The 19,850-nt window shown below is 72.1% G+C and carries 21 protein-coding genes; 6 read left to right on the top strand and 15 right to left on the bottom strand.

Annotated elements, in window-relative coordinates:
- The first annotated feature begins 21 nt into the window (after nt 1–21).
- Nucleotides 22–285 carry a non-oxidative hydroxyarylic acid decarboxylases subunit D gene (locus J8403_RS41345; RefSeq protein ID WP_211127682.1) on the top strand — a complete coding sequence of 88 codons (264 nt, stop codon included), beginning with the start codon at nt 22–24 and terminating at the stop codon, nt 283–285.
- Here the strand turns inward: J8403_RS41345 and J8403_RS41340 are convergent.
- Together J8403_RS41340 and J8403_RS41335 are read right to left on the bottom strand one after the other, a co-directional pair.
- Nucleotides 275–1,510, bottom strand: a complete 1,236-nt coding sequence (locus tag J8403_RS41340) for a cytochrome P450 (protein WP_211127681.1) — start codon at nt 1,508–1,510, stop codon at nt 275–277. The two genes, J8403_RS41345 and J8403_RS41340, sit on opposite strands and share 11 nt — an antisense overlap.
- Complete coding sequence (locus J8403_RS41335) at nt 1,507–2,130, bottom strand: TetR/AcrR family transcriptional regulator (protein WP_246586446.1); 624 nt, start codon at nt 2,128–2,130, stop codon at nt 1,507–1,509. Before J8403_RS41335 ends, J8403_RS41340 begins: the two co-directional genes overlap by 4 nt.
- 292 nt (nt 2,131–2,422) lie before the next feature.
- Between J8403_RS41335 and J8403_RS41330 the strand changes: the two genes are divergently transcribed.
- Nucleotides 2,423–5,110, top strand: coding sequence for a carbohydrate-binding protein (locus J8403_RS41330; RefSeq protein WP_211127679.1), 2,688 nt, complete (start codon nt 2,423–2,425; stop codon nt 5,108–5,110).
- A 14-nt stretch (nt 5,111–5,124) separates the two neighbouring features.
- On the opposite strand, the gene J8403_RS41325 is transcribed toward J8403_RS41330, so the two are convergent.
- From J8403_RS41325 to J8403_RS41300, 6 genes are read right to left on the bottom strand one after another with little or no spacing between them, the layout of a single operon-like run.
- Nucleotides 5,125–5,901 carry an ABC transporter ATP-binding protein gene (locus tag J8403_RS41325; protein ID WP_211127678.1) on the bottom strand — a complete coding sequence of 259 codons (777 nt, stop codon included), beginning with the start codon at nt 5,899–5,901 and terminating at the stop codon, nt 5,125–5,127.
- A gap of 7 nt (nt 5,902–5,908) precedes the next feature.
- Nucleotides 5,909–7,540 carry a benzoylformate decarboxylase gene (mdlC, locus tag J8403_RS41320; protein ID WP_211127677.1) on the bottom strand — a complete coding sequence of 544 codons (1,632 nt, stop codon included), beginning with the start codon at nt 7,538–7,540 and terminating at the stop codon, nt 5,909–5,911.
- A gap of 45 nt (nt 7,541–7,585) precedes the next feature.
- Nucleotides 7,586–8,407: an ABC transporter permease gene (locus J8403_RS41315; RefSeq protein WP_211127676.1), complete on the bottom strand. Its 822-nt coding sequence runs from the start codon at nt 8,405–8,407 to the stop codon at nt 7,586–7,588.
- Nucleotides 8,404–9,213, bottom strand: coding sequence for an ABC transporter permease (locus J8403_RS41310; RefSeq protein ID WP_211127675.1), 810 nt, complete (start codon nt 9,211–9,213; stop codon nt 8,404–8,406). The genes J8403_RS41315 and J8403_RS41310 overlap by 4 nt, the downstream gene beginning before the upstream one ends.
- The gene (locus J8403_RS41305) at nt 9,210–10,193 is read right to left on the bottom strand and encodes an ABC transporter substrate-binding protein (RefSeq protein WP_211127674.1); all 984 of its coding nucleotides are present in this window, start codon (nt 10,191–10,193) and stop codon (nt 9,210–9,212) included. The genes J8403_RS41310 and J8403_RS41305 overlap by 4 nt, the downstream gene beginning before the upstream one ends.
- A 29-nt stretch (nt 10,194–10,222) precedes the next feature.
- The gene (locus tag J8403_RS41300) at nt 10,223–10,954 is read right to left on the bottom strand and encodes a dienelactone hydrolase family protein (protein ID WP_211127673.1); all 732 of its coding nucleotides are present in this window, start codon (nt 10,952–10,954) and stop codon (nt 10,223–10,225) included.
- 345 nt (nt 10,955–11,299) lie between these two features.
- On the opposite strand from J8403_RS41300, the gene J8403_RS41295 reads away from it, so the two are divergent.
- Nucleotides 11,300–11,806: a mycothiol transferase gene (locus tag J8403_RS41295; RefSeq protein WP_211127672.1), complete on the top strand. Its 507-nt coding sequence runs from the start codon at nt 11,300–11,302 to the stop codon at nt 11,804–11,806.
- Nucleotides 11,807–11,892: 86 nt separating this feature from the next.
- Nucleotides 11,893–12,663, top strand: coding sequence for an ArsR/SmtB family transcription factor (locus J8403_RS41290; RefSeq protein ID WP_211128684.1), 771 nt, complete (start codon nt 11,893–11,895; stop codon nt 12,661–12,663).
- Nucleotides 12,664–12,691: 28 nt separating this feature from the next.
- Here J8403_RS41290 and J8403_RS41285 read toward each other — a convergent pair whose 3' ends face one another.
- Complete coding sequence (locus J8403_RS41285) at nt 12,692–13,360, bottom strand: pentapeptide repeat-containing protein (protein WP_211127671.1); 669 nt, start codon at nt 13,358–13,360, stop codon at nt 12,692–12,694.
- A 209-nt stretch (nt 13,361–13,569) separates the two neighbouring features.
- On the opposite strand from J8403_RS41285, the gene J8403_RS41280 reads away from it, so the two are divergent.
- Both J8403_RS41280 and J8403_RS41275 read left to right on the top strand, forming a co-directional pair.
- Nucleotides 13,570–13,830, top strand: coding sequence for a hypothetical protein (locus J8403_RS41280; protein ID WP_211127670.1), 261 nt, complete (start codon nt 13,570–13,572; stop codon nt 13,828–13,830).
- Nucleotides 13,831–14,037: 207 nt separating this feature from the next.
- Nucleotides 14,038–14,304 carry a hypothetical protein gene (locus J8403_RS41275; RefSeq protein ID WP_211127669.1) on the top strand — a complete coding sequence of 89 codons (267 nt, stop codon included), beginning with the start codon at nt 14,038–14,040 and terminating at the stop codon, nt 14,302–14,304.
- 78 nt (nt 14,305–14,382) lie between these two features.
- On the opposite strand, the gene J8403_RS41270 is transcribed toward J8403_RS41275, so the two are convergent.
- The 6 genes from J8403_RS41270 to J8403_RS41245 form a co-directional block, all read right to left on the bottom strand.
- The gene (locus J8403_RS41270; RefSeq protein ID WP_211127668.1) at nt 14,383–15,558 is read right to left on the bottom strand and encodes a damage-control phosphatase ARMT1 family protein; all 1,176 of its coding nucleotides are present in this window, start codon (nt 15,556–15,558) and stop codon (nt 14,383–14,385) included.
- 40 nt (nt 15,559–15,598) lie between these two features.
- Nucleotides 15,599–16,441, bottom strand: a complete 843-nt coding sequence (locus tag J8403_RS41265; RefSeq protein ID WP_211127667.1) for a pentapeptide repeat-containing protein — start codon at nt 16,439–16,441, stop codon at nt 15,599–15,601.
- Between the two features lie 77 nt (nt 16,442–16,518).
- Entirely contained in the window at nt 16,519–16,758 is a 240-nt protein-coding gene (locus J8403_RS41260; protein ID WP_211127666.1) for a hypothetical protein, read from the bottom strand.
- 33 nt (nt 16,759–16,791) lie between these two features.
- Entirely contained in the window at nt 16,792–17,934 is a 1,143-nt protein-coding gene (locus J8403_RS41255; protein ID WP_211127665.1) for an inorganic phosphate transporter, read from the bottom strand.
- 234 nt (nt 17,935–18,168) lie between these two features.
- Nucleotides 18,169–19,371, bottom strand: a complete 1,203-nt coding sequence (locus J8403_RS41250) for an FAD-dependent monooxygenase (RefSeq protein ID WP_211127664.1) — start codon at nt 19,369–19,371, stop codon at nt 18,169–18,171.
- Complete coding sequence (locus J8403_RS41245) at nt 19,371–19,748, bottom strand: YybH family protein (RefSeq protein WP_211127663.1); 378 nt, start codon at nt 19,746–19,748, stop codon at nt 19,371–19,373. The genes J8403_RS41250 and J8403_RS41245 overlap by 1 nt, the downstream gene beginning before the upstream one ends.
- Nucleotides 19,749–19,850: the final 102 nt, after the last annotated feature.

Here is a 19,850-nt window from a genome sequence, read left to right as displayed (position 1 = left end):
CACACCACGGAAGGACTTCGGATGTCCGACACCACGCCCCTGTGCCCGCGCTGTGCCCACGAGACGATCGAGCACATCACCGGCTCCCCCGTCCCCGGCGTCTGGGAGGTGCTCCAGTGCGTGCGGTGCCTGTACATGTGGCGCACCACCGAGCCCGCGCGGCGCACCCGGCGCGACGCCTACCCCGAGGAGTTCATGCTGACGCCCGAGGACATCGGCACCGCGCCGGAGGTCCCGGCCGTTCCGCCGCTGCGTCTGCCCGGCGCCGGGGCGGCTACCAGGTGACGGGGAGTTCGTACACCCCGTAGATCACCGCGTCGTACTTGAAGGGGATGTCCGCCAGGTCCGTCGCCATCCGCAGAGTGGGGACGCGGCGCAGCAGGGTGGGGTAGACCACCTGGAGTTCCATCCGGGCCAGCGGCTGGCCGAGGCAGTGATGGGTGCCCACGCCGAACGCCTGGTGGTGGCGGGCGTCCCGGCCGATGTCCAGCCGGTCCGGCTCGGGGAAGACGGCCGGGTCCCGGTTGGCCAGTTCGCCCAGGAGGATCACCCCGTCACCGGCCCGGATGGTCCGGTCGGCGATCTCGATGTCCTCCAGCGCCGTCCGGCGGCGTCCGAGGTGGACGACGCTGAGGTAGCGCAGGAGTTCCTCCACCGCGGAGGCGATCACCTTGGGGTCGTCGGCCTCGCGGACGCGGGTGAGCTGTTCGGGGTGCTGGAGCAGCAGCAGCGTCCCCATGGTGATCATGTTGGCGGTGGTCTCGTGTCCGCCGAGGAGCAGCAGCACGCCCATAGCGGCGGCCTCACGGCGGGTCAGCTCGCCCGCCGCGATCCGCCGGCCGAGGCCGGAGAGCAGATCGTCACCCGGCTCGGCGAGCCTCTCCCCCACCAACTGGTCCAGGTATGCAGAGAGGTTGGTGTGCGCGGCGCTCCGCTCCTCGGGTGTGGCCACGGCGGAGACGAGGACCTTGCTGTTGGTCTGGAAGAACGCGTGGTCCTCGTACGGGACGCCCAGCAGCTCGGAGATCACCAGCGAGGGAAGCGGCAGTGCGAGCGCCTGGACCAGATCGGCCGGTTTCGGCCCGGCCAGCATGCGGGTGATGAAGTCGTCCACCAGCTCCTGGACGACGGGGCGCATCGCCTCGACCCGCTTGATGGTGAAGGCGCCGCTGACCATGCGGCGCAGCCGGGCGTGTTCCGGATCGTCCATGCCGACGAAGCTCAGGTCGGTGGCCTCCCGCTTGCCGCCCGTGTGCGGGACGGGGCTCGGAAAGCCGGGGTGGGAGAAGTCGGCGCTGAGCCGGGGGTCGGAGAGCAGGGTCTTCTGCTCGGCGTGGCCGGTCACCACCCACGGGGTGCTGTCGTTCCAGGACCGGACCCGGGTCAGCGGGCCCCACCGCGCAAGGCCGCGCAGCTCCGGGGACGGGTCGAAGGGGCAGGCCGCGGCGCGCGGCTGGGGGAAGGCGGGGATCTCGGCCGGCGCGTCGCCGGCCACGGGCGAGGTGGTCATGGGTTGGTCCGGGCCTCCTTGGCTGGGGATCGGGGGGTGACGGGGGCGAGGAGCAGACCGGTGATGGCGTCGGTCAGCGCACCCGCCGTGTCGTCCCAGGACGGCTGGCGCGTACTGGTCCCCTCGGCGAGGGCGCGCTCCCGTTCGGCACAGGTGTGCGTGATCAACTGGCGGGCCATGTCGCCGCGTTCGGCCCGCACCTCGGCGGGCAGTGCGTCCAGGCAGCGGCCCAGGCCGTAGAGGGTCTCCCGCAGCGGCTCCCGGGTGAGGGCCTCGTCGGTGACGATCGCCCGCAGCAGGGGGTCGGTCATCACCTGGACGGCGAACCGGGCGTACCAGGAGGGGAGGCCGAGGGTGGCCAGGTGCTCGGGGGCGGGGCGCACCAGGCAGGCGACCCAGTCCCGGACCTCCCGGCTGCCGCGGGTCTCCTCCAGCATCCGCCGCCGGATCCGCTCGATCGCCTCGGAGTGCTTGCCCATGATGGCGCGCACCAGATCCGCCCGGGTGCCGAAGTGGTAGCCGACCGCGGCGACATTGCCCTGGCCGGCCGCCTCGCTGATCTGACGGTTCGACACCGCGACCAGGCCGTGCTCGGCGTAGAGCCGTTCCGCGGCGGCCATGATGGCTTCGCGGGTCCCGGTGGAGCGGACGGTGCGTGTTTCGGCCACCGCGACTTCCCGTCTCGAATCGTTCCGGCGCACTGTCACGGTCACTTTAAAACACATGAATTAAACAAAGCAACCTGCAGAGACATCGGATCTGTATCCGACTCCCTTTGGCGTGATAGAGGCAATTAAGCGCGAAATCTCCCCTAGTCTCTCGGCCACACCTCCAGCCATTCCCTCCTCAACCGTTGACCCCATCCGATGTTTCTCCTACGTTGCGGTCGAATCCCAACCGGGGAGGCTGTAGATGAGATCCGCGCTCAGGCGCATATCCGTGGTCGCCGCCGTGGCGGCGGTCCTGACCGCGCTGCCGGGCGCCGCATCGGCCGAAGGACGGCACCAGGGGCGCACGTATCACGTCGCCACCTGGGGCGCCGACCGCGACAGCGGCAGCTCGCTCCATCCGTTCCGCACCATCGGCCGCTGCACCGAACAGGTCCGGCCCGGGGACACCTGTCTGATCCACCGCGGCCGCTACCAGGAGCGCGTCGCCCCGCCCTCGGGCACCAAGGACGCTCCGATCACCCTCGCCGCGTACGGCGACGGCGCGGTCACGGTGGACGGGACGAGGACCGTCACCGGCTGGCGGGACGCGGGCGGCGGTCTGGTGGCCGCCGATGTGGACCTCCCGCTCGACAGCAGCGAGAACGCGCTGTTCCTGGACGGCGAGCGCGCCATGGAGGGCCGCTGGCCCAACTCCGGCTCCGATCCGCTCAATCCGTCCTGGGCGGTGGCCGAGCGCTCCTCCACCGATCAGCACATCGACGACCCGGAGCTGCCGGACGGCGACTTCACCGGCGCCACCGTCCATCTGTGGGCCGGATCCAACCCATGGAGCCAGCAGACCGGCACGGTGACCGCCACCAAGGCCGGGGCGCTGGACTTCACCGGTGGCAACTACCGTTGCACCCCGCTGTGCATGGGCGACCAGACCTACCGCAACTACTACCTGGTGGGCGCCAAGGCCACGCTCGACCAGCCCGGTGAGTGGTACTACGACAAGGACGCGGGCCGCCTCTATCTGGTCCCGCCCAAGGGCGGTGTCACGGGCCACACCGTGACCGCGAAGCACGAGAGCTGGGGCGTGGACCTCTCGCACAGCTCGCATGTCACCGTGCGCGGCCTGGACCTGTGGGGCACCTCGCTGCGCACCGGCGCGGACAGCACCGGTGTGCTGGTCGAGGGGGTGCGGGCGCGCTACATCTCGGAGTTCTCCACGCTTCCCATGCCGCGCGACGACGAGTTGGCCATCCCGCCCGGCGAAGGACACATCGTCGCCTCGCGGGTGCTGAACTCCGGTGTCCAGATCCTCGGCAGCGGCAACACCCTGCGCGACAGCGACATCGGCTACTCCGCCGGCACGGGGGTGCTGCTGCGCGGCAGCGGCAACACCGTCACCGGCAACTACATCCACGACGTGGGCTGGATGGGCAGCTACACCCCCGGTATCGAGATCAACGGGAGCGGCCAGACCGTCACCCACAACACCATCCGCCGCACCGGCCGCGCGAGCATCGACACCGCCTGGCAGCTGAACGGGGTGCCCTTCCACGACAACCGGATCGCCTACAACGACCTCTCCGAGGCGATGCGCACCTCACGTGACGGCAGCCCGTTCTATGTGTGCTGCAACCTGGACGCCAAGGGCACCAGCGTCGACCACAACACCGTCCATGACGCGGACGGCCAGGTCGGCTACTACATCGACAACTCCTCCAGCCAGTTCCTGCTGCACCACAACGTGGCGTACAACACCGGCTCCCGTGGCACCTTCTACAACGGCCACAGCGGGGTCAGCCTCGGCAACCGCGACCACCACTCCTCCTACGGGCTCGGGGTGACCACCGCCGTCCGGCTGAGCGGGGCGACCGACGCCACGGGGACGTATGTGAGCAATGACGTGGCGCTCGGGCCGATGGAGATCTCCGGCCCCGGCGATCCGGCCCCGGTCGTACGGAACAACCTGCTGCCGCCCACGGATCCGCGCTACACCGACGCGCGCAACGGCGAGCTGTGGCCCCGCGCGGACTCCCCCGCCATCGACACGGGTGAGACCGTGGACGGGGTGACCGGCGAGGTCCGGGGCGACGGGCCGGATCAGGGCGCGTACGAATACGGGGCGCCCGTCTGGTCGTCCGGCTGCCGGCTGGCGGGCTGCGAGACCCGGGTCCGGGGCGACGGCTGGAAGGCGACCGCCTCGGGGGGCGCCGATGCCTCGGCCGCCGTCGACGGGGTCCAGACCACCCAGTGGAAGGGAAGCGCTCCCCAGTCCCCCGGTCAGTCGCTCACCGTCGATCTGGGCACCGCGAAGACCTTCGGCCGGATGGCGATCGACGCGGGGATGGACGCCACCGGGCACCCGTATGGCTTCACCGTCTCGGTCAGCCGCGACGGTGATCACTGGGGCACGCCGGTGGCCCGGGTCAGTGGCCGATCCTTCACCCAGGACGCGGTCTTCCCGCAGCACACCGCCCGCTATCTGCGGATCGAGCTGACGGCGCCGGGTGAGAACCCGTGGGCGGTGAACGAGATCCGGCTCTACGCCGACGGCCCCGACGCGGCCGCCACCTTGCAGGCGGAGCGTGCCGAGGTGGTCCGGGGCGCCGAGCGCGGCGAGGCGGCCACCTCAATCCTCGGGCAGGGGGACGCGATCGGCTTCCGGGGGGTGCGGTTCGGTGCGGGCGCGGACACGCTGACGGTGCGGCTGGCGTCCGGCGGCTGCGGGGACTGCGCCCTGCGGCTGCGCCTGGACTCCCCGGACGGGCCGGTGGCGGCCACGCTTCCGGTGCGCGGGACCGGCGGCACGGACAGCTGGCGGGAGCTTTCGGTACGTCTCCCCCGCACGGTGACCGGCTCCCATGATGTCCATCTCGTCGCCACGGGCGGCCACCGGGTGGCCGCCGTCGACTGGCTGACGCTGCGTCGGACGAGCTAGCCGCGCCAGATGTACTAGAGGGGACGAGGTGGGGGCGCGGCCGCTTCCTGGCGCACCGCGCGCCCCACCTCCGTCCGCAGTGCGATGAACTCCGGCAGCCCCCGGGTGGCGATCTGGTCGCGGTCGGCGGGCAGCGCCACCGGCAGATCCGCCCGCACCCGGCCCGGGCCCGAAGCCAGCACCACCACCCGGTCCGCCACATAGACACTTTCGTCGATGTCATGGGTGACCAGCACAGTCGTCATCCCCTGGGCCCGGTGCAGCCGCAGCAGCAGATCCTCCAGATCCTCTCGCGTCTGGGCGTCCAGCGCACCGAACGGCTCGTCCATCAGCAGCAGCGCGGGCCGGGCGGCCAGGGCGCGGGCGAGGGCGACGCGCTGCTGCATTCCGCCCGACAGCTGCCAGGGGTGGCGGCGGGCGGCGTCGGCCAGGCCCACCTGCTCCAGCATGGCCACCGCCGCCGCATGGCGCTGCGCGCGGGACAGGCCGCGCCGCCGCAGCGGAAGGGCCACGTTCTCCCGTACCGAGAGCCAGGGGAAGAGGGAGCGGCTGTAGTCCTGGAAGACGACACCGAGCCGGTCCGGGACGCCGTCCACCACCTCCCCGTCCAGGGTGATCCGCCCGGCGGAGGGGCGGACGAGGCCGGCGACGCAGCGCAGCAGGGTGGACTTGCCGCAGCCGGAGGGGCCGACGAGGGTGAGCAACTGGCCGTCGGGGACGGTGAGTTCGATGTCCTGGAGCACATCGGGGCCGTCGCCGTAGCGGTGGCCGAGGTGGTCGATCCGCAGCATGTCCGCCTCACCGGGCCCAGGGCTCGTACGCCGGGGAGTCGTCGGCGGGGACCCAGATCCGGAGCAGCACCGGGCCGTCGTCACGGCCGAGGGCCAGGGCCCGGTCGAGGGCCTTGGGAAGGTCGTCGGGCCGCTCCACCCGGTCGGCCGGGCAGCCGAAGGACCCGGCGAGCGCGGCGAAGTCGATGCCGCCGATCTCGGTGCCCGGCACGGGTGTGATGCCGATGCGGCGGCCCAGTGCCTTGACCGCGCCGTAGCCGCCGTTGTCGAGCAGGAGGTAGGTCACCGGGGCGCGGTGCCGGGCCGCGGTCCACAGGGCCTGCACCGAGTAGAGCGCCGAGCCGTCGCCGACCACGCACACCACCCGTTCGCCGTCCGCGAGGGCGCGTCCGACCGCGAGCGGCAGCCCCCAGCCGAGCGCGCCGCTGCCGGTGGTGAGGAAGCGGCCCGCGCCGCTGATGGGGAGGCGGGCGTGGAGGGCGTCGCGGTGGCTGGGGGTCTCCTCCACCAGCACGGTGTCCCGGGGCAGCCGCTCCCGGAGCAGGTCCATCACCAGTTCGGGGGAGATCTCCTCGGCCGGGGCGGGCAGCGGCTCGGGGGCGGGCCGCGGCTCCGGGGCGGGCCGATCGGAGGGCTGGACGAGATCGGTGAGGGTGCGCAGGGCGGGGCGGAGGGTGGTGACGATGCTGGTGCCCACGGGGAGCCACGCGGCCTGCGCGGGGTCGCAGTCGAGGTGGTAGAGCTCGGTGCCGTCGGCGAGCGGCGGGCTCTCGGTGTGCACGTGGTAGGTGAACAGCGGGGCGCCGAGCGCGACCACCACATCGTAGGTGGCCAGCCGCTGTGCCAGCTGGTCGGCGACGGGTGGCAGAAAGCCCTGGAAGAGCGGGTGGCGTTCGTCGAAACCGGAGCGTCCGGAGAGCGGGCTGATCCATACGGCGGCCCGCAGCCGTTCGGCCAGTTCGGCCACTTCGCCTACGGCGTGCTCGTCGTCCACGCCGGGCCCGGCTACCAGTGCGGGGCGGGCCGCCGAGTCGAGCGCGCGGGCGAGACCGGCCAGCGCGCCGGGGTCGGCGGTGTAGCCGCCGTGGACGGTGCGCGGGGCGACCGGCTCGGCGGGGCGGTCCCAGTCGTCCTCCGGTACGGAGAGGAAGACCGGGCCCCGGGGGTGGCTCATGGCGATCCGGTGTGCCTCGGCGAGCGCGGCGGGCACATCGGCGGCGCGCTCCGGCTGCCTGCTGAACTTCACGTACGGGCGCGGGAACCGGGCCGGTTCGTCGGCGCCGAGGAAGGGCCGCAGCGGGAGCAGCGCACGGGACTGCTGGCCCGCGATGATCACCACCGGCACCCGGTCCCGGTAGGCGTTGAACACCGCGCCCAGGGAGTGGCCGACGCCCCCGGCGGAGTGCAGGCTGACCAGCGCCGCCCGCCCGGTGCCCAGGGCGTGGCCCGCGGCCATGGCGACGGCGGTCGACTCCTGCAGTCCGAGCACATAGCGGAAGTCCTCGGGCCAGTCGCGGAACATCCGCAGTTCGGTGGAGCCGGGGTTGCCGAAGACGGTCGTCATGCCGGTGGCGCGGCACAGTGCCAGCACCGCGTCGCGGACCGTGGTGGTCGGTGGGTGAGCGGGGGGCGCGGCCATGGGGCCACCTCCTCGGCTGGGTGCGGGGATCCGCGATACGGGTCGTCAGCGGTGCGCGGCACGGTGTCTGCCGAGAGCGATGCGTTCGACGGTGAGCAGCACGCTGTTGAGCAGATGGCCGAGCGCGCCGAGCAGCACCATCACCGCCCACACCGTGAGCAGATCGGAGCGGGTCTGGGCGTCCGTGAGCTGGAAACCTATGCCGTCGGCGGTGCCGGGCAGCAGCTCCGAGAACACCATCAGGATCAGCGAGAGCGACAGGCTCAGCCGCAGCCCGGCGAAGATGCGCGGTAGCGCGGCGGGCAGATACAGCAGCACGATCCGCTCGGCGGGCCGCATCCGTACGGTGGCGGCGACGTCCAGCCGCAGCGGGTCGATGCCGCGGACGCCCTCTGCCGTGTTGATCAGTACGGGCCAGATGGCGCCGAAGACGATCGAGGCGAGCTGCATCGGCGTGCCGAGGTCGAAGACGACGACGAAGACGGGCACCAGCGCGGGCGGGGGCACGGCGCGGGCGAACTGCAGCACCGGGTCGCACAGCGCGTACACGGTGCGCGAGCGGCCCAGGGCGAGCCCCAGCACGATGCCACCGGCCGCGGCGAGGGCGAATCCGGCGAGCACCCGGCCGAGGCTGGGCAGCAGATCGCGGACCGCCGCGTCGGTGAGGAACGCCCGTCCTGCGGGGCCGGAGAACCACAGGTGATAGCCGTGCTCGACGATCCGGGCGGGGGTCGGGAAGAACACACTGCCGTGGGCCCGCGCGGCGAGCTGCCACAGCACCACCGCCACCACCGGCACGCCGAGGCGCAGCGCGAGCGTCCGGGGCAGCCGCCGGACGGTGCGGAGCGAGGTGGCCTGCGCGGTCATACGCGGCTCCCGCGGTGCTCGGGCGCCCAGGGGAACAACCGCCGTTCGACCGCGGTGAGCGCCAGATTGACGACGAGGCCGAGCGCTCCCGCCCACACCACACCGGCCAGCACATCGCGGGTGCCGTCGGTGGCCATGCCCGCCTGGGCGATGAAGGTGCCCAGCCCCTCGCCGAATCCGGCGAGGATCTCGCCGGCCACGGCGAGGATCAGGGCGGTGGCCGCCGCGATGCGCACCCCGGCGGCGATGAAGGGGGCGGCCGAGGGCAGACCGGCCCGCAGCAGGACGGCGAGCCGCCCGAAGCCGAAGGCGCGCAGCGTCTCCTCGGCCAGCGGATCGGTCTCGCCGAGCCCGTAGACGGTGTTGAACAGCACGGGCCAGACACAGGCGTAGGTGACCAGGGCGACCGTCGTCTCGCTGCCGGCGCCGAGCAGCAGTGACACCAGCGGGATCAGGGCCACCGACGGCACCGGGCGCAGGAACTCGATCAGCACCCGCGCGGCCTGCCCGGCCGCCGGCACACTGCCCAGCAGCAGCCCGAGGGGGATCGCCAGGGCGCAGGCCAGGGCGAGCCCGGTGGCCCATGCCTCGAGGGTGGCCCCGACGCCGTTCAGGAAGGCGGTGTCGCCGCCGAGTTCGACGGCCCGTACCAGCACCTCGGAGGCGGGCGGCAGGAACGCGCGCCGCACCATCCCGGAACGGCTGAGGACCTCGCAGGCGGCGAAGGCCACGAGCACGCCGACGGCGCCGAGCAGCGCGTCCCTGGTCCGCCCGGTGCGCTTCCGCCCGGCCGTCGCGGGGCTCACCTGGCGGGCTGGTAGAGGACGGCGGCGGGGTCCAGGTCCTTGGTGAGCAGCTTCTGTGCCCGCATCAGCGAGATGAGCCGCTTGAGCTGGGCGGCGCTGGAGGTGGCCGGGTAGGCGGGCAGGCCGATGGCGGCGGCCTCCGACGGCTTGATCTTCGTATAGCCGGGCAGCGCCTTCTCCACGGCGCCACGGTCCTTGGCGGCGACGGCCTGGGCGGCGGTGATGGCGCGCTGGAACGCGGCGGCGGACTTCGGGTACTTGTCGATGAACGTGTCGGTGGTGACATAGCCGCTGAGCGGCAGTCCGGCGGTGGGTGCCGCGTTGCCGTCGATCACGGTACGGGCCTTCAGCTCGCGTTTGAGCGCGGTGAGGAACGGCTCGGCGGCGTGCACCGCGTCCACCTGGCCCCGCTCCAGCACCGAGCCCATCTGCGGGAACGGGACCTGCCGGTACTCGGGCAGCCCGGCCCCGGCCTTGTCGAGGACGGCGTTGAGGGTGAGCGACTGGATGTTGTTGAGGATGTTGACCGCGATCTTCTTGCCCTTGAGGTCCCGTGGCCCCTTGATCTTGGAGTCGGCGGGCACCAGGACATCCATCATGTGCGGGGCGTTGCGCGCGCCCTCGGCCAGCACCCGGGTGGCCAGGGTGCCCTTCTCACGGGCCTGGAGGAACGTCACGAAGTTGGCGCCGCCGATGACGTCCACCTGGCCGTGGGCGAGCGCGGGCAGTGCCTGGACGCTCTGCTGGACCGGCTGGACGCGGACGTTCAGCCCCTCCTTCTCGAAGAGCCCCCGATCGATGGCGATGTGCAGCGCGGCCACATCGGCGAGCGGCAGGCCGGCGACCGTGATCGTCTTCTTCTCCGGCCCGCCCCGGGCCCCGGACTCCTCATCGGAGCCGCCGCATCCGGCGAGAAGCACGGCGGTGACCGTGGCGGTCGCGGCCAACTTTGCCGAGCGGAAGCGCAGTTGGACTCTCATGGCATTTCACGATAGGGGTCGTCAGCTGTTCACACCATGGTCGGGAACACCTCGTCGAACAGGTCGAGCATGGCCCGCCAGGCCCGTTCGGCGGAGGCCCGGTGGTAGCCGATGCCCGGGCGGGTCGTGGGATCGGGGTCGAGGTCGGGGTGGGTGAAGCTGTGCAGGGCGCCGCCGTGGATGGTCATGCGCCAGTCCACTCCGGCGGCCCGCATCTCCTCCTCGAAGGCCAGCCGCTGCTCGACCGGGATGATCGGATCCTCCGACCCCACGCAGACCAGGACCTTGCCGGTGATGTTGGCGGCGTCCTCGGGGCGAGTGGTCGTCAGACTGGGGTGGAAGCCGACCACGGCCTTGAGGTCCGCGCCGCCGCGGGCGAGTTCGAGGGCCATGGTGCCGCCCAGGCAGTAGCCGATGGCGGCGAGCCGCGAGGTGTCGGCCCTGGGTTCGGCGGTCAGCACGGCGAGCCCGGCTCCGCCGAGGGCGCGCATGCGATCGGGGTCCGCCAGCAGCTCGTCGACCCGCGCGAACATCTCCTCGCGGTCCTCGATGAACCGTCCGCCGCCGTGGTAGTCGAGGGCGAAGGCGACATAGCCGAGTTCGGCGAGCCGGTCGGCGCGCTCGCGCTGATGATCGGTGAGGCCGGGGCCCTCGTGGGCGATCAGCACGGCGGGGCGCCGGTCCGTTCCCCCGGGCAGCGCCAGATGGCCCACCATGGTCGTGCCGTCCACGGGGTATTCGATTCGCCTGGTCGTCACCATCGTCGCGCTCCCTTGTCCTCGACCGTGTTCTTGGGGGTTCCCGGGCTCTTGGGGCCCCGGGCGCTCGGGGGCACCCGGGCCTTCTTGGGCCTTCTTGGGCCTTCTTGGGCGCCGAGCCGGATGGGGGAAAGCTAACAGCGGCGGCGCGACGGGCCCGTGCTGCTTCGCCCGTGGCCGATTCGGTCTGCCGACGGCGAAGGCGAACGCGGCGACCAGGTGGTGCTCGACCGCTGCTTCCCCCTCGTCCCGGCCGTGTGCGTCGCGTCCCGGCGAGTCGGCGCCCCTCGGCCCGCGCCGCGGGGTGAAACCATGGCCGGAAGGTCACCACGAGCGAGGGAGCCGTGAATGAACAGCGCCGATCTGCTGGCCGACGCCTTTGAGCGGGTGCGCGAGGAGGTGCAGGCGGCCGTGGACGGACTTTCCGAGGACGAGCTGGCCGTACGGCTCGACAGCGGGGCCAATTCGATCGCCTGGCTGGTGTGGCATCTGACCCGGGTCCAGGACGACCACATCGCCGATGCGGCGGGCACCGAGCAGCTGTGGACGTCCGAGGGCTGGGCCGAGCGGTTCGATCTGCCGTTCCCGCCGGACGCCACCGGCTACGGCCACCGGAGCAAGGACGTGGCGGCGGTACGGGCGGACGCCGAGCTGCTCGCCGGGTACTACGACGCCGTCCACGAGAACACGCTGGCCTTCGTGCGCGGCCTCCGCGACTCCGATCTCGACCGGATCGTGGACGAGCGGTGGACCCCGGCGGTGACCCTCGGCGTCCGGCTGGTCAGCGTGATCGCGGACGATCTGGAGCACGCCGGGCAGGCGGCGTTCATCCGCGGCGCGATCCGCAGGCGATAGCGCGCGATCACGCGAACGGGGGCCGTCACACCGTCCGGATTGACATGCAGGCAATCGCCTGCATAACGTGCGGTGTGAGCTCAGAGATGGACAAGGTCTTCAAGGCGCTGGCCGACCAGACCCGGCGGTATCTGCTGGACATGCTGCATGAGCACAACGGCCAGACGCTGGGCGAGCTGTGCCGGCGGCTGGAGATGACCCGTCAGTCCGCGACCCAGCATCTGGCGGTCCTGGAGGCCGCGAATCTGGTCAGCACGGTGCGGCGGGGCCGCGAAAAACTCCATTACCTCAACCCCGTCCCCCTCCATGAGATCCAGGAGCGCTGGATCGACAAGTTCGAGCGCCCGCGACTGCGCGCGCTGAGCCGGGTGAAACAACTAGCCGAGAAAGCCGAGGAAGCGATGGCCGACAAGCCGGCGTTCGTGTACGTCATCTATATCGAGAGCACACCGGAGAAGGTCTGGCACGCGCTGACCGACGCCGACCTCACGGCCGAGTACTGGGGCCACAGCAATGTGTCGGACTGGCAGGTCGGCTCCCCGTGGGAGCATCAGCGGACGGACGGCTCCGGCACCGCCGATGTCGTCGGCACGGTCGTGGAGAGCTCACCGCCCACCCGGCTGGTGACCACCTGGGCCGCGCCCGACGCGGATGCCGCCGCCGAGCCCTCCCGGGTCACCTTCGACATCCAGCCGCACGGCGACATCGTCCGGCTCACCGTGACCCATGAGAACCTGGCCGACGAGGCCGAGCGGACCGCGGCGGCCGGTGGCTGGGCCGCGGTGCTCTCCAACCTGAAGTCGCTGATCGAGACGGGGAGTCCGCTGCCGCAGCAGCCCTGGCTGATCCCTCAGTGAACTCCCGGCCGCCCTGGGACGTGGGGGGTCACCGTGCGGCCCCACGGTCCCGGACCGCGATCCCCAGGGCGTCGGCGAGCATCGGCGCCAGCTCCATCAGCTGCCCGCTGCCGATGGTGGCGCCGCCCAGCGCGTCATAGCCATCGGCGATCTCCAGCCGGGTGGCCCCCCGCAGATCGACCTTCGCCATCCGTGCCTTGCCGAACCGCACACCCTCCAGCGCCGACCCCGGAAACGCCACCTCGGTCAGCTCCGCACCGCCGAGGTCGACATCGCGCAGCAGACAGTCCACGAAGGTGACGTTCCGCAGCGTGGCGGTGCGCAGATTCACCGATTCGAGCTTGCACCGGTGGAAGACCACCCGGTGCAGCCGCGCGGAGAACATCTCCAGGCCGACCAGCACACAGCCGCCCAGCTCGCCGTCCAGCCAGTCGGTGTCCGCCAGATCGGTGCCGACCCATCGCACCCCGTCCAGCCACACCTCGTTGAACCGGGCCCCGCGACCACGGCCCCCGGTGAAGGTCACCGAGGAGAACGCGGATTCCAGGAACCGGGCGTTGTCGCAGGTGGCCCCGTCGAACGCGTCGCCGTCCAGATGAACGGTGTCGTAGTCGCCCCCTTCCGCCAAGGCTCCGTCGAACGGCCGCAGATGGTCGGCGAAGGGCAGATCGGCGAGTTCACGGGGGGACGGCGCCATGCGGGGCTCACTTTCCTGGAGGGCGGACGGCGTGCGGGGGCGATACTGCCATCCGGGTCGGACACCCCCGCGGGGACCGACTGACACCGGAGGGGATGACGTACGCCGTCCGGGGCACTCCACGGTGCGCTTACCCGACTTTCGCCCTCTTTTCTCCGTTAAATCTGATCGTCAGATATATCGCTCTGCGACCCAACACGGAGGAATCCATGCAGATCGCGAAGAAGGCCGCCCTGCTCGCCGCGACCGCCGGCACCCTGGCGCTCCTCGGCACCGGCACCGCGGCCGCCTACGGCAACGGCGGCAGCTACGACAGGGGCGTCGACACCCCCACCAGCTTCGACATCTCCAGCTTCATCTTCCAGAGCAACGACTGCGACACCTCCACCGGCACCACCGCCTCCACCGCCGCCGCTGCTCCGAGCGGTGAGATGAAGATCGGTAGCACCTGCATCAACTCCATTGGCTGACCTCCGGCGAGACCTCGGCGGCCACGGTCGCTGAACCAGGGCGCTCCCCTCACCGCTCCGGCGGCGAGGGGAGCGTTTCCCATTCGGCCGGATAGTCGGTGGGCCAGTCGGGCCACTCTCCGGTGCGCTTACCCGACTTTCTCCCGCTTTTCTCCGTTAAATCTGATCGTCAGATATATCGCTCTGCGACCCAACACGGAGGAATCCATGCAGATCGCGAAGAAGGCCGCCCTGCTCGCCGCGACCGCCGGCACCCTGGCGCTCCTCGGCACCGGCACCGCGGCCGCCTACGGCAACGGCGGCAGCTACGACAGGGGCGTCGACACCCCCACCAGCGTCAACCTCTCCAGCTTCATCTTCCAGACCAACGAGTGCGACACCTCCACCGGCGCCACGAGCTCCCTCGGCGGCGTCGGCGGCGCCAGCGGTGACATGGAGATCGGCAGCACCTGCGCCAACCTGATCCGCGGGTAACGCCGGGAAATGGTACGGCGGCCACGGTCGCCGGCCCCTTGCGCTCCCCTCAGCCCTCCGGGGCGAGGGGAGCGCGCGTTACCGCCGTACCTGGATCAGCGCGTGGGCGCCGCTGGTGCGCCAGTGATCCTCATGCGCGTCCAGCGCGGCCACGGTCCGCTCGTCGAGGCCGACGATGACATCCGACTTCAGGGTGCGCAGCGCGGCCACCGGGCCGGGGAAGTACGCGGTGCGGTCGGCGAAGGAGGTGGTCGGGGGCCACAGCCGGTCGCCGACGAGGCGTCGGTAGTTCAGATCGCCCTTGAAGACGGTGAGCGTGGCCTCGGCGAACTCACTCCGCAGATCGCCGGGCATCTCCTCGTACGGCAGCGGGGCGCGGAAGAAGTCATGCGCCCGCACCGTGAGGCGCCCGTCGCCCATGGCGGCCCAGAGCCGTCTGCCGGTTCCGGCCGCGGCGCCCTCCGCCCGCACAAGCCGGCGCAGGCAGTCGACGACATCCTCGGTGGTGGCGTCGGAGACGTAGTACGGATACGGCTTCACCTGCAGCACCACCCGCTCGGCGCGCCCGTGGTGGAGCACATGGTCGATGAGGACGAGGTCGGGGAGCAGTTCCCGCCCGGCGTTGTCCGCCACCACGCACAGCGTGGCCGGGGAGCCGACGGGCAGCAGGGACCACAGCGCCTCGGAGTCGTCCGCGACCAGCGGCGGGGTGTCGGGGCCGCTCGCGGCCGCGGCCGTTGAGGAGATGCGGAAGCCCAGGTCCGCGCGGTTGCCCCACAGCGAGCCGTGCACCAGCGCGTCGGCCTGTTCCCCGGCGGGCTTGCGCAGGATGTCGTCGAGGGTGGCCAGTTCGGCCTCGGCCTCAGGGGTGTGCAGCTCGGCCTGTTTGAAGGGGCGGAACGGGTCGACGCCCCGCCAGGGGCCGTCGGCGAAGTAGCCCACGGCCTCCAGGAGCCTGCGGTAGAAGTAGCTCTCCGCCCACAGGAACGGCACGTCGAACCAGGACCGGCCGAAGTGCTCCCGGCCCCATTCCGCCCACCGGTCGTGGTCGTACGCGGTGGGCGGGAGCGGGGTGATGGTGCCCTCGGCGGCGTTGTCGCGCAGCGCGTCGAGGGCGCGGTGCTGCTTCGGACCGTAGGGGAAGGCGTCGCGCACCTTCTCGATCAGTGCGGGATGGCGCTCGGCCAGCACACTCCGGGCGAACGATCCGGGTTCATCGCTGCGGATCACGGGCGCGTCGACGGTGTCGGACATGGCAGTCAGGGTCGCACACCGCGCGGTGGCGAGGAGGGGATCACCAGTGCGCGGGGCGGGTGAGGGACGGCGGCAGCCGGGTGGCGGCGTCGCCCTTGGCCGCGGCCAACTGGGCCTGGGTGAGGAAGATGGCTTCCCGGAGGTCGGCCGCGCTCAGGTCGGCGTCGCGGAAGTCGGCCCCGATCAGATCGGCCGCCGTCAGATCGGCGCGGGTGAGGTCCGCCGCGATGAGGCAGGCCCCGCGGAGGTTGGCGCCCCGCAGATCGGCTCCCCTCAGGTCGGCGCCGATGAGATCGGCTCCCCTGCGGTTCTTCTTCTTGCCCGGGATCCGGGCCCGTATCAGCTCGCTCGTCCGCAGCAGCAGCTGATTGACGCTGTCGCGGTGGGCCGCCACATCGAGTTCCATCAGCTCGGAGGCGCTCTGGTGGGTGAGGCGCTCCGTCTCCCGCAGCGCCCGGCGCAGCGCGCCGTGGACGGGCCGGGCGGCCGGCAGCGTCAGGCCCTCGGTGAGGTACCAGAGCAGCTCATGGAGGTGGCGCATGGTGGGGAGGACGGCGAACATCTCGGAGGCCGTCCCGGGGTGCCGCCGCCAGTCGCGGCCCTCGAAGGTGAGCTGGGAGACCTTCTGCCCGGCGCCGAAGCAGTCGTAGACCGTGCAGCCCTTGAAGCCCTCTTCCCGCAGCCGGGTGTGGATACCGCAGCGGAAGTCGGACCGGAGGTTACGGCAGGGTTCCCCCGCGCCCTTGCCGATCGCGAAGTCCGCGGAGGCGGCGAAGGGCAGGGCGACACAGCACAGCCCGAAGCAGCTGCCGCAGTCGGCCCGCAGGGCGGTGCGGTCCGCGGCGGTCTGGCCGGAGGAGGGGGTTTCGGTCGGATATGACACCGTGCGTGGTCTCCCGCGTGGACAAGAGCACCGCGATGCGGGCGGTGCTCGGTTGCGTTCCATTGTCGCAAGCGGGCTCAGCCGGGAATGATCAGGTCGATTCCGTAGGCGGCGATCGCCAGGCAGGCGGCGAAACACACCACCGCAGCGGCCGCCGCCACCGTGTCCGAACGGCCGCGGCGCGCCCCGTGGCACGGTACGCCGCCACCGGCGCGGGCCCAGGCGGCGACGCCGAGGGAGAACATCACGACCACCAGGACGGTGACCCCGAGGCTGACCCCGAAGACCCCGCCGATCGTGCCCCAGGTGGTGCCCATACGGATCAGCTCCTCGTGGCGGTCGTACCCGGGTCAGACGGTGCTGTCCAGGGTGGGCTCGGCGGGCTCGGGGACGCCCGGCTCGTTCACGTTGTCCGGGTTCACCGGGCGACGGCGCGAGAGGGCGTAGAAGCCCACCGCCGCGGCCACGGCGACGCCCGCCACCAGGGCCACCCCCGCGTTGCCCCGGCCCGCCACCCAGGCCGCGACACCTCCCACGGCCGCCGCCGCGGGCAGGGTCAGCAGCCAGGACACGGCGATCCGCCCGGCGATCCCCCAGCGCACATGGGCCAGTCTGCGGCCGAGCCCGGCCCCCAGGATGCTGCCCGTGCACACCTGGGTGGTGGACAGCGGGAAGCCCAGATGTGACGAGGCCAGGATCACCGCGGTGGCGCTGGTCTCGGCGGCGAAGCCCTGGGGTGGCTGGATGTCGGTCAGCCCCTTCCCCATGGTCCGGATGATCCGCCATCCGCCGACATAGGTGCCGAGCGAGATCGCCAGGCCCGCGGCGAGCACCACCCACCACGGGGGCCCGGAGCCGTGGCCGAGCACACCGCCGGCGATGAGGGTCAGCGTGATGACCCCCATCGTCTTCTGCGCGTCATTGGTGCCGTGGGCGAGGGCCACCAGGGAGGCGGATCCCACCTGGCCCGCGCGGAACCCCTTGCGTGCCGCGGGGGCGGCCGCCCGTTGGGTGATCACATAGGCGAGATAGGTCGCCAGCATGGCCACCGCACAGGCCACGATCGGTGAGGCGACCGCCGGAATCAGGATCTTCTCCACGATCGCGGTGAAGCGCACCGCGGATTCCCCGGCGCCCACCCACACCGCGCCGATCAGCCCGCCGAACAGGGCGTGCGAGGAACTCGACGGCAGCCCGGCGAGCCAGGTGATCAGATTCCACAGGATCGCCCCGATCAGCCCCGCGAAAATCATGACCGGGGAGACCTTGGCGTCGTCGACGATGCCATTGGAGATCGTCTTGGCCACTTCCGTGGAGAGAAACGCCCCGGCCAGATTGAGCACCGCGGCGACGCAGACGGCGATCCGGGGCGACAGCGCCCCCGTGGCGATGGACGTGGCCATCGAATTGGCGGTGTCGTGGAAGCCGTTGGTGAAGTCGAAGGCCAGTGCCGTGAGGATGACGGCCACCAGAAGGAAGGAGACGGAGTCCATTCCCGACCTCCCGCACCAGGAGTGGTCCGGCACGTCGCCACGTCGGACCGCCTCGTGAAGACCGCTGTCTGATGTCCACGCTAAGCGCGGCATCAGGAGGGCGCCAACGCTGGCGTCCGGCCCAACGACCGGGCCGGGTCGGCGCCGTGGAGACGGCATCACCCCGGCCGCGGTGCGGCGGCGGCCGGCGCGGTGCGCTCCGTCCGCCGCCTCCGTCCCGGTCGGCCGGACGGCTCACGGGCAGCTCAGGGAGGCGCGGGCGTTGAGTGTGCGGACATCGCCTCCGGTGGTGTCGCGGTAGGTGTCGGTGACGCGGGCGAGCTCCTCGGGGGTCCGCGCACCGGCCCGGTTCATGGCCCGGTTCGCCCGGACGACGGCCGCCGTCGCCTCGCGGCGCTCGGTCTCGTAGCGGGCCAGCGCGGTCGGCACAGCGTCCGTTCGCGCGAGTTCGCGGGCGAGGACGCGGGCGTCCACGACGGCCTGGGACGCGCCGTTGGCCCCCACCGGATACATCGGATGTGCGGCGTCGCCGAGCAGGGTCACCCGGCCGCTCCCCCACCACGGCAGTGGCTCGCGGTCGACCATCGGGTACTCGAGGATCTCGCCGCTGTTCACCAGCAGACCGGACACATCCAGCCAACCGAGCCGCCAGTGGTCGAAGTACGGCAGCACATCGGCGAGCCGGCCCGCCCGGTTCCAGGCAGCGTCCCCGGTGAGCGGCCCGGGCTCGGACACCCGCACCTGGCAGACCCAGTTCACCCGGCCGCCGCCGATCGGATACGCGACCAATTCGGCGTCCCCGTCGCGCACGATCACCATCGAGCGCCCGGTGAGAAACGGCTCGGCTCGCGTCGTGCCCCGCCACATCCGGATGCCCGACCACAGCAGCGGACCGTCCTGCGGGTGGAGCGCGGCGCGGACCGCCGAGTGCAGCCCGTCGGCGCCGATCAGCGCCCGCGCGGCGCTCTCCTCGACCGTCCCCGTCGCCCGGTCGAGGATGCGTACGCGCACGCCGCCCCGCTCCCCCGCCCCCTCCGCGGAGCCGTCGCATCCCACGACCCGCGCCCCGGTGCGGACCGCGTCCGCGCCCAGGCGCTCGCGGACCGCCGCGAGGAGCAGCCGCTGCAGCTCCCCGCGGTGGACCGAGTACTGCGGCCAGCGGTAGCCCTGGGCCATGCCCCGCGGTTCGGTGAAGACCCGGCGGCCGAACCGGTCGGCGTACACGTTCTCGGCGGTGGCCACGCCGATGGCGGCGAGCTCGTCGCCCAGGCCGAGTTCGATGAGCTCGCGCACGGCGTGCGGCAGCAGATTGATCCCGACGCCGAGTGGCCGGATCTCCCGGGCGCTCTCGACGACCGCCGTCCCGACACCGGCCGCGTGGAGGCTCAGGGCGGCGGCCAGCCCGCCGATCCCGGCCCCGGCGATGAGCACAGTCATCACTCGGCTCCGGCCCCGGGGCGGATCTCGGGGCGGTCCATGATGCGCAGCCAGGTGCCGTCCGGCTGGCGGCGGGCCACCTGCACCCGGCCGCCGGTGTGGTCGGCGGGCCGGGTCGAGGTGAGGGCCAGATCGCCGTAGCGGACGGTCGGCAGCGCCTCCTCCTCCTGGAAGGGGCGCGGGGCGTGCGCCAGCATCCGCTCGCACACGGCGCGGATCGCCTCCCGGCCGACGGTCGTGGCACCCGGCGGGTAGGCGAGCACCGCGTCGGGCTCGTACAGCTCGGCCAGCCCCTCGGCGTCACCGGCGTTGGCGCGCTCCACGAACAGCCGGGCCAGATCCTCGGGGGTGGTGGCGCGGGCACGGGTCTCGGTCATGGTCGACTCCCTTCGACTGCCTTTCGACCGCCTTGTGGCTGTCTTCCGGCTGCCTTTCGGCTGTCTCCACCCTCCGGCGGGCGCGATCAGAAGTCCAAGAGA

Origin of the sequence: Streptomyces yatensis (genome assembly GCF_018069625.1) — a bacterium.
GTDB classification, from domain to species: domain Bacteria; phylum Actinomycetota; class Actinomycetes; order Streptomycetales; family Streptomycetaceae; genus Streptomyces; species Streptomyces yatensis.
The sequence above is the reverse complement of the archived record's forward strand: the minus strand, read 5'-3'. Positions and strand labels throughout refer to the sequence as shown.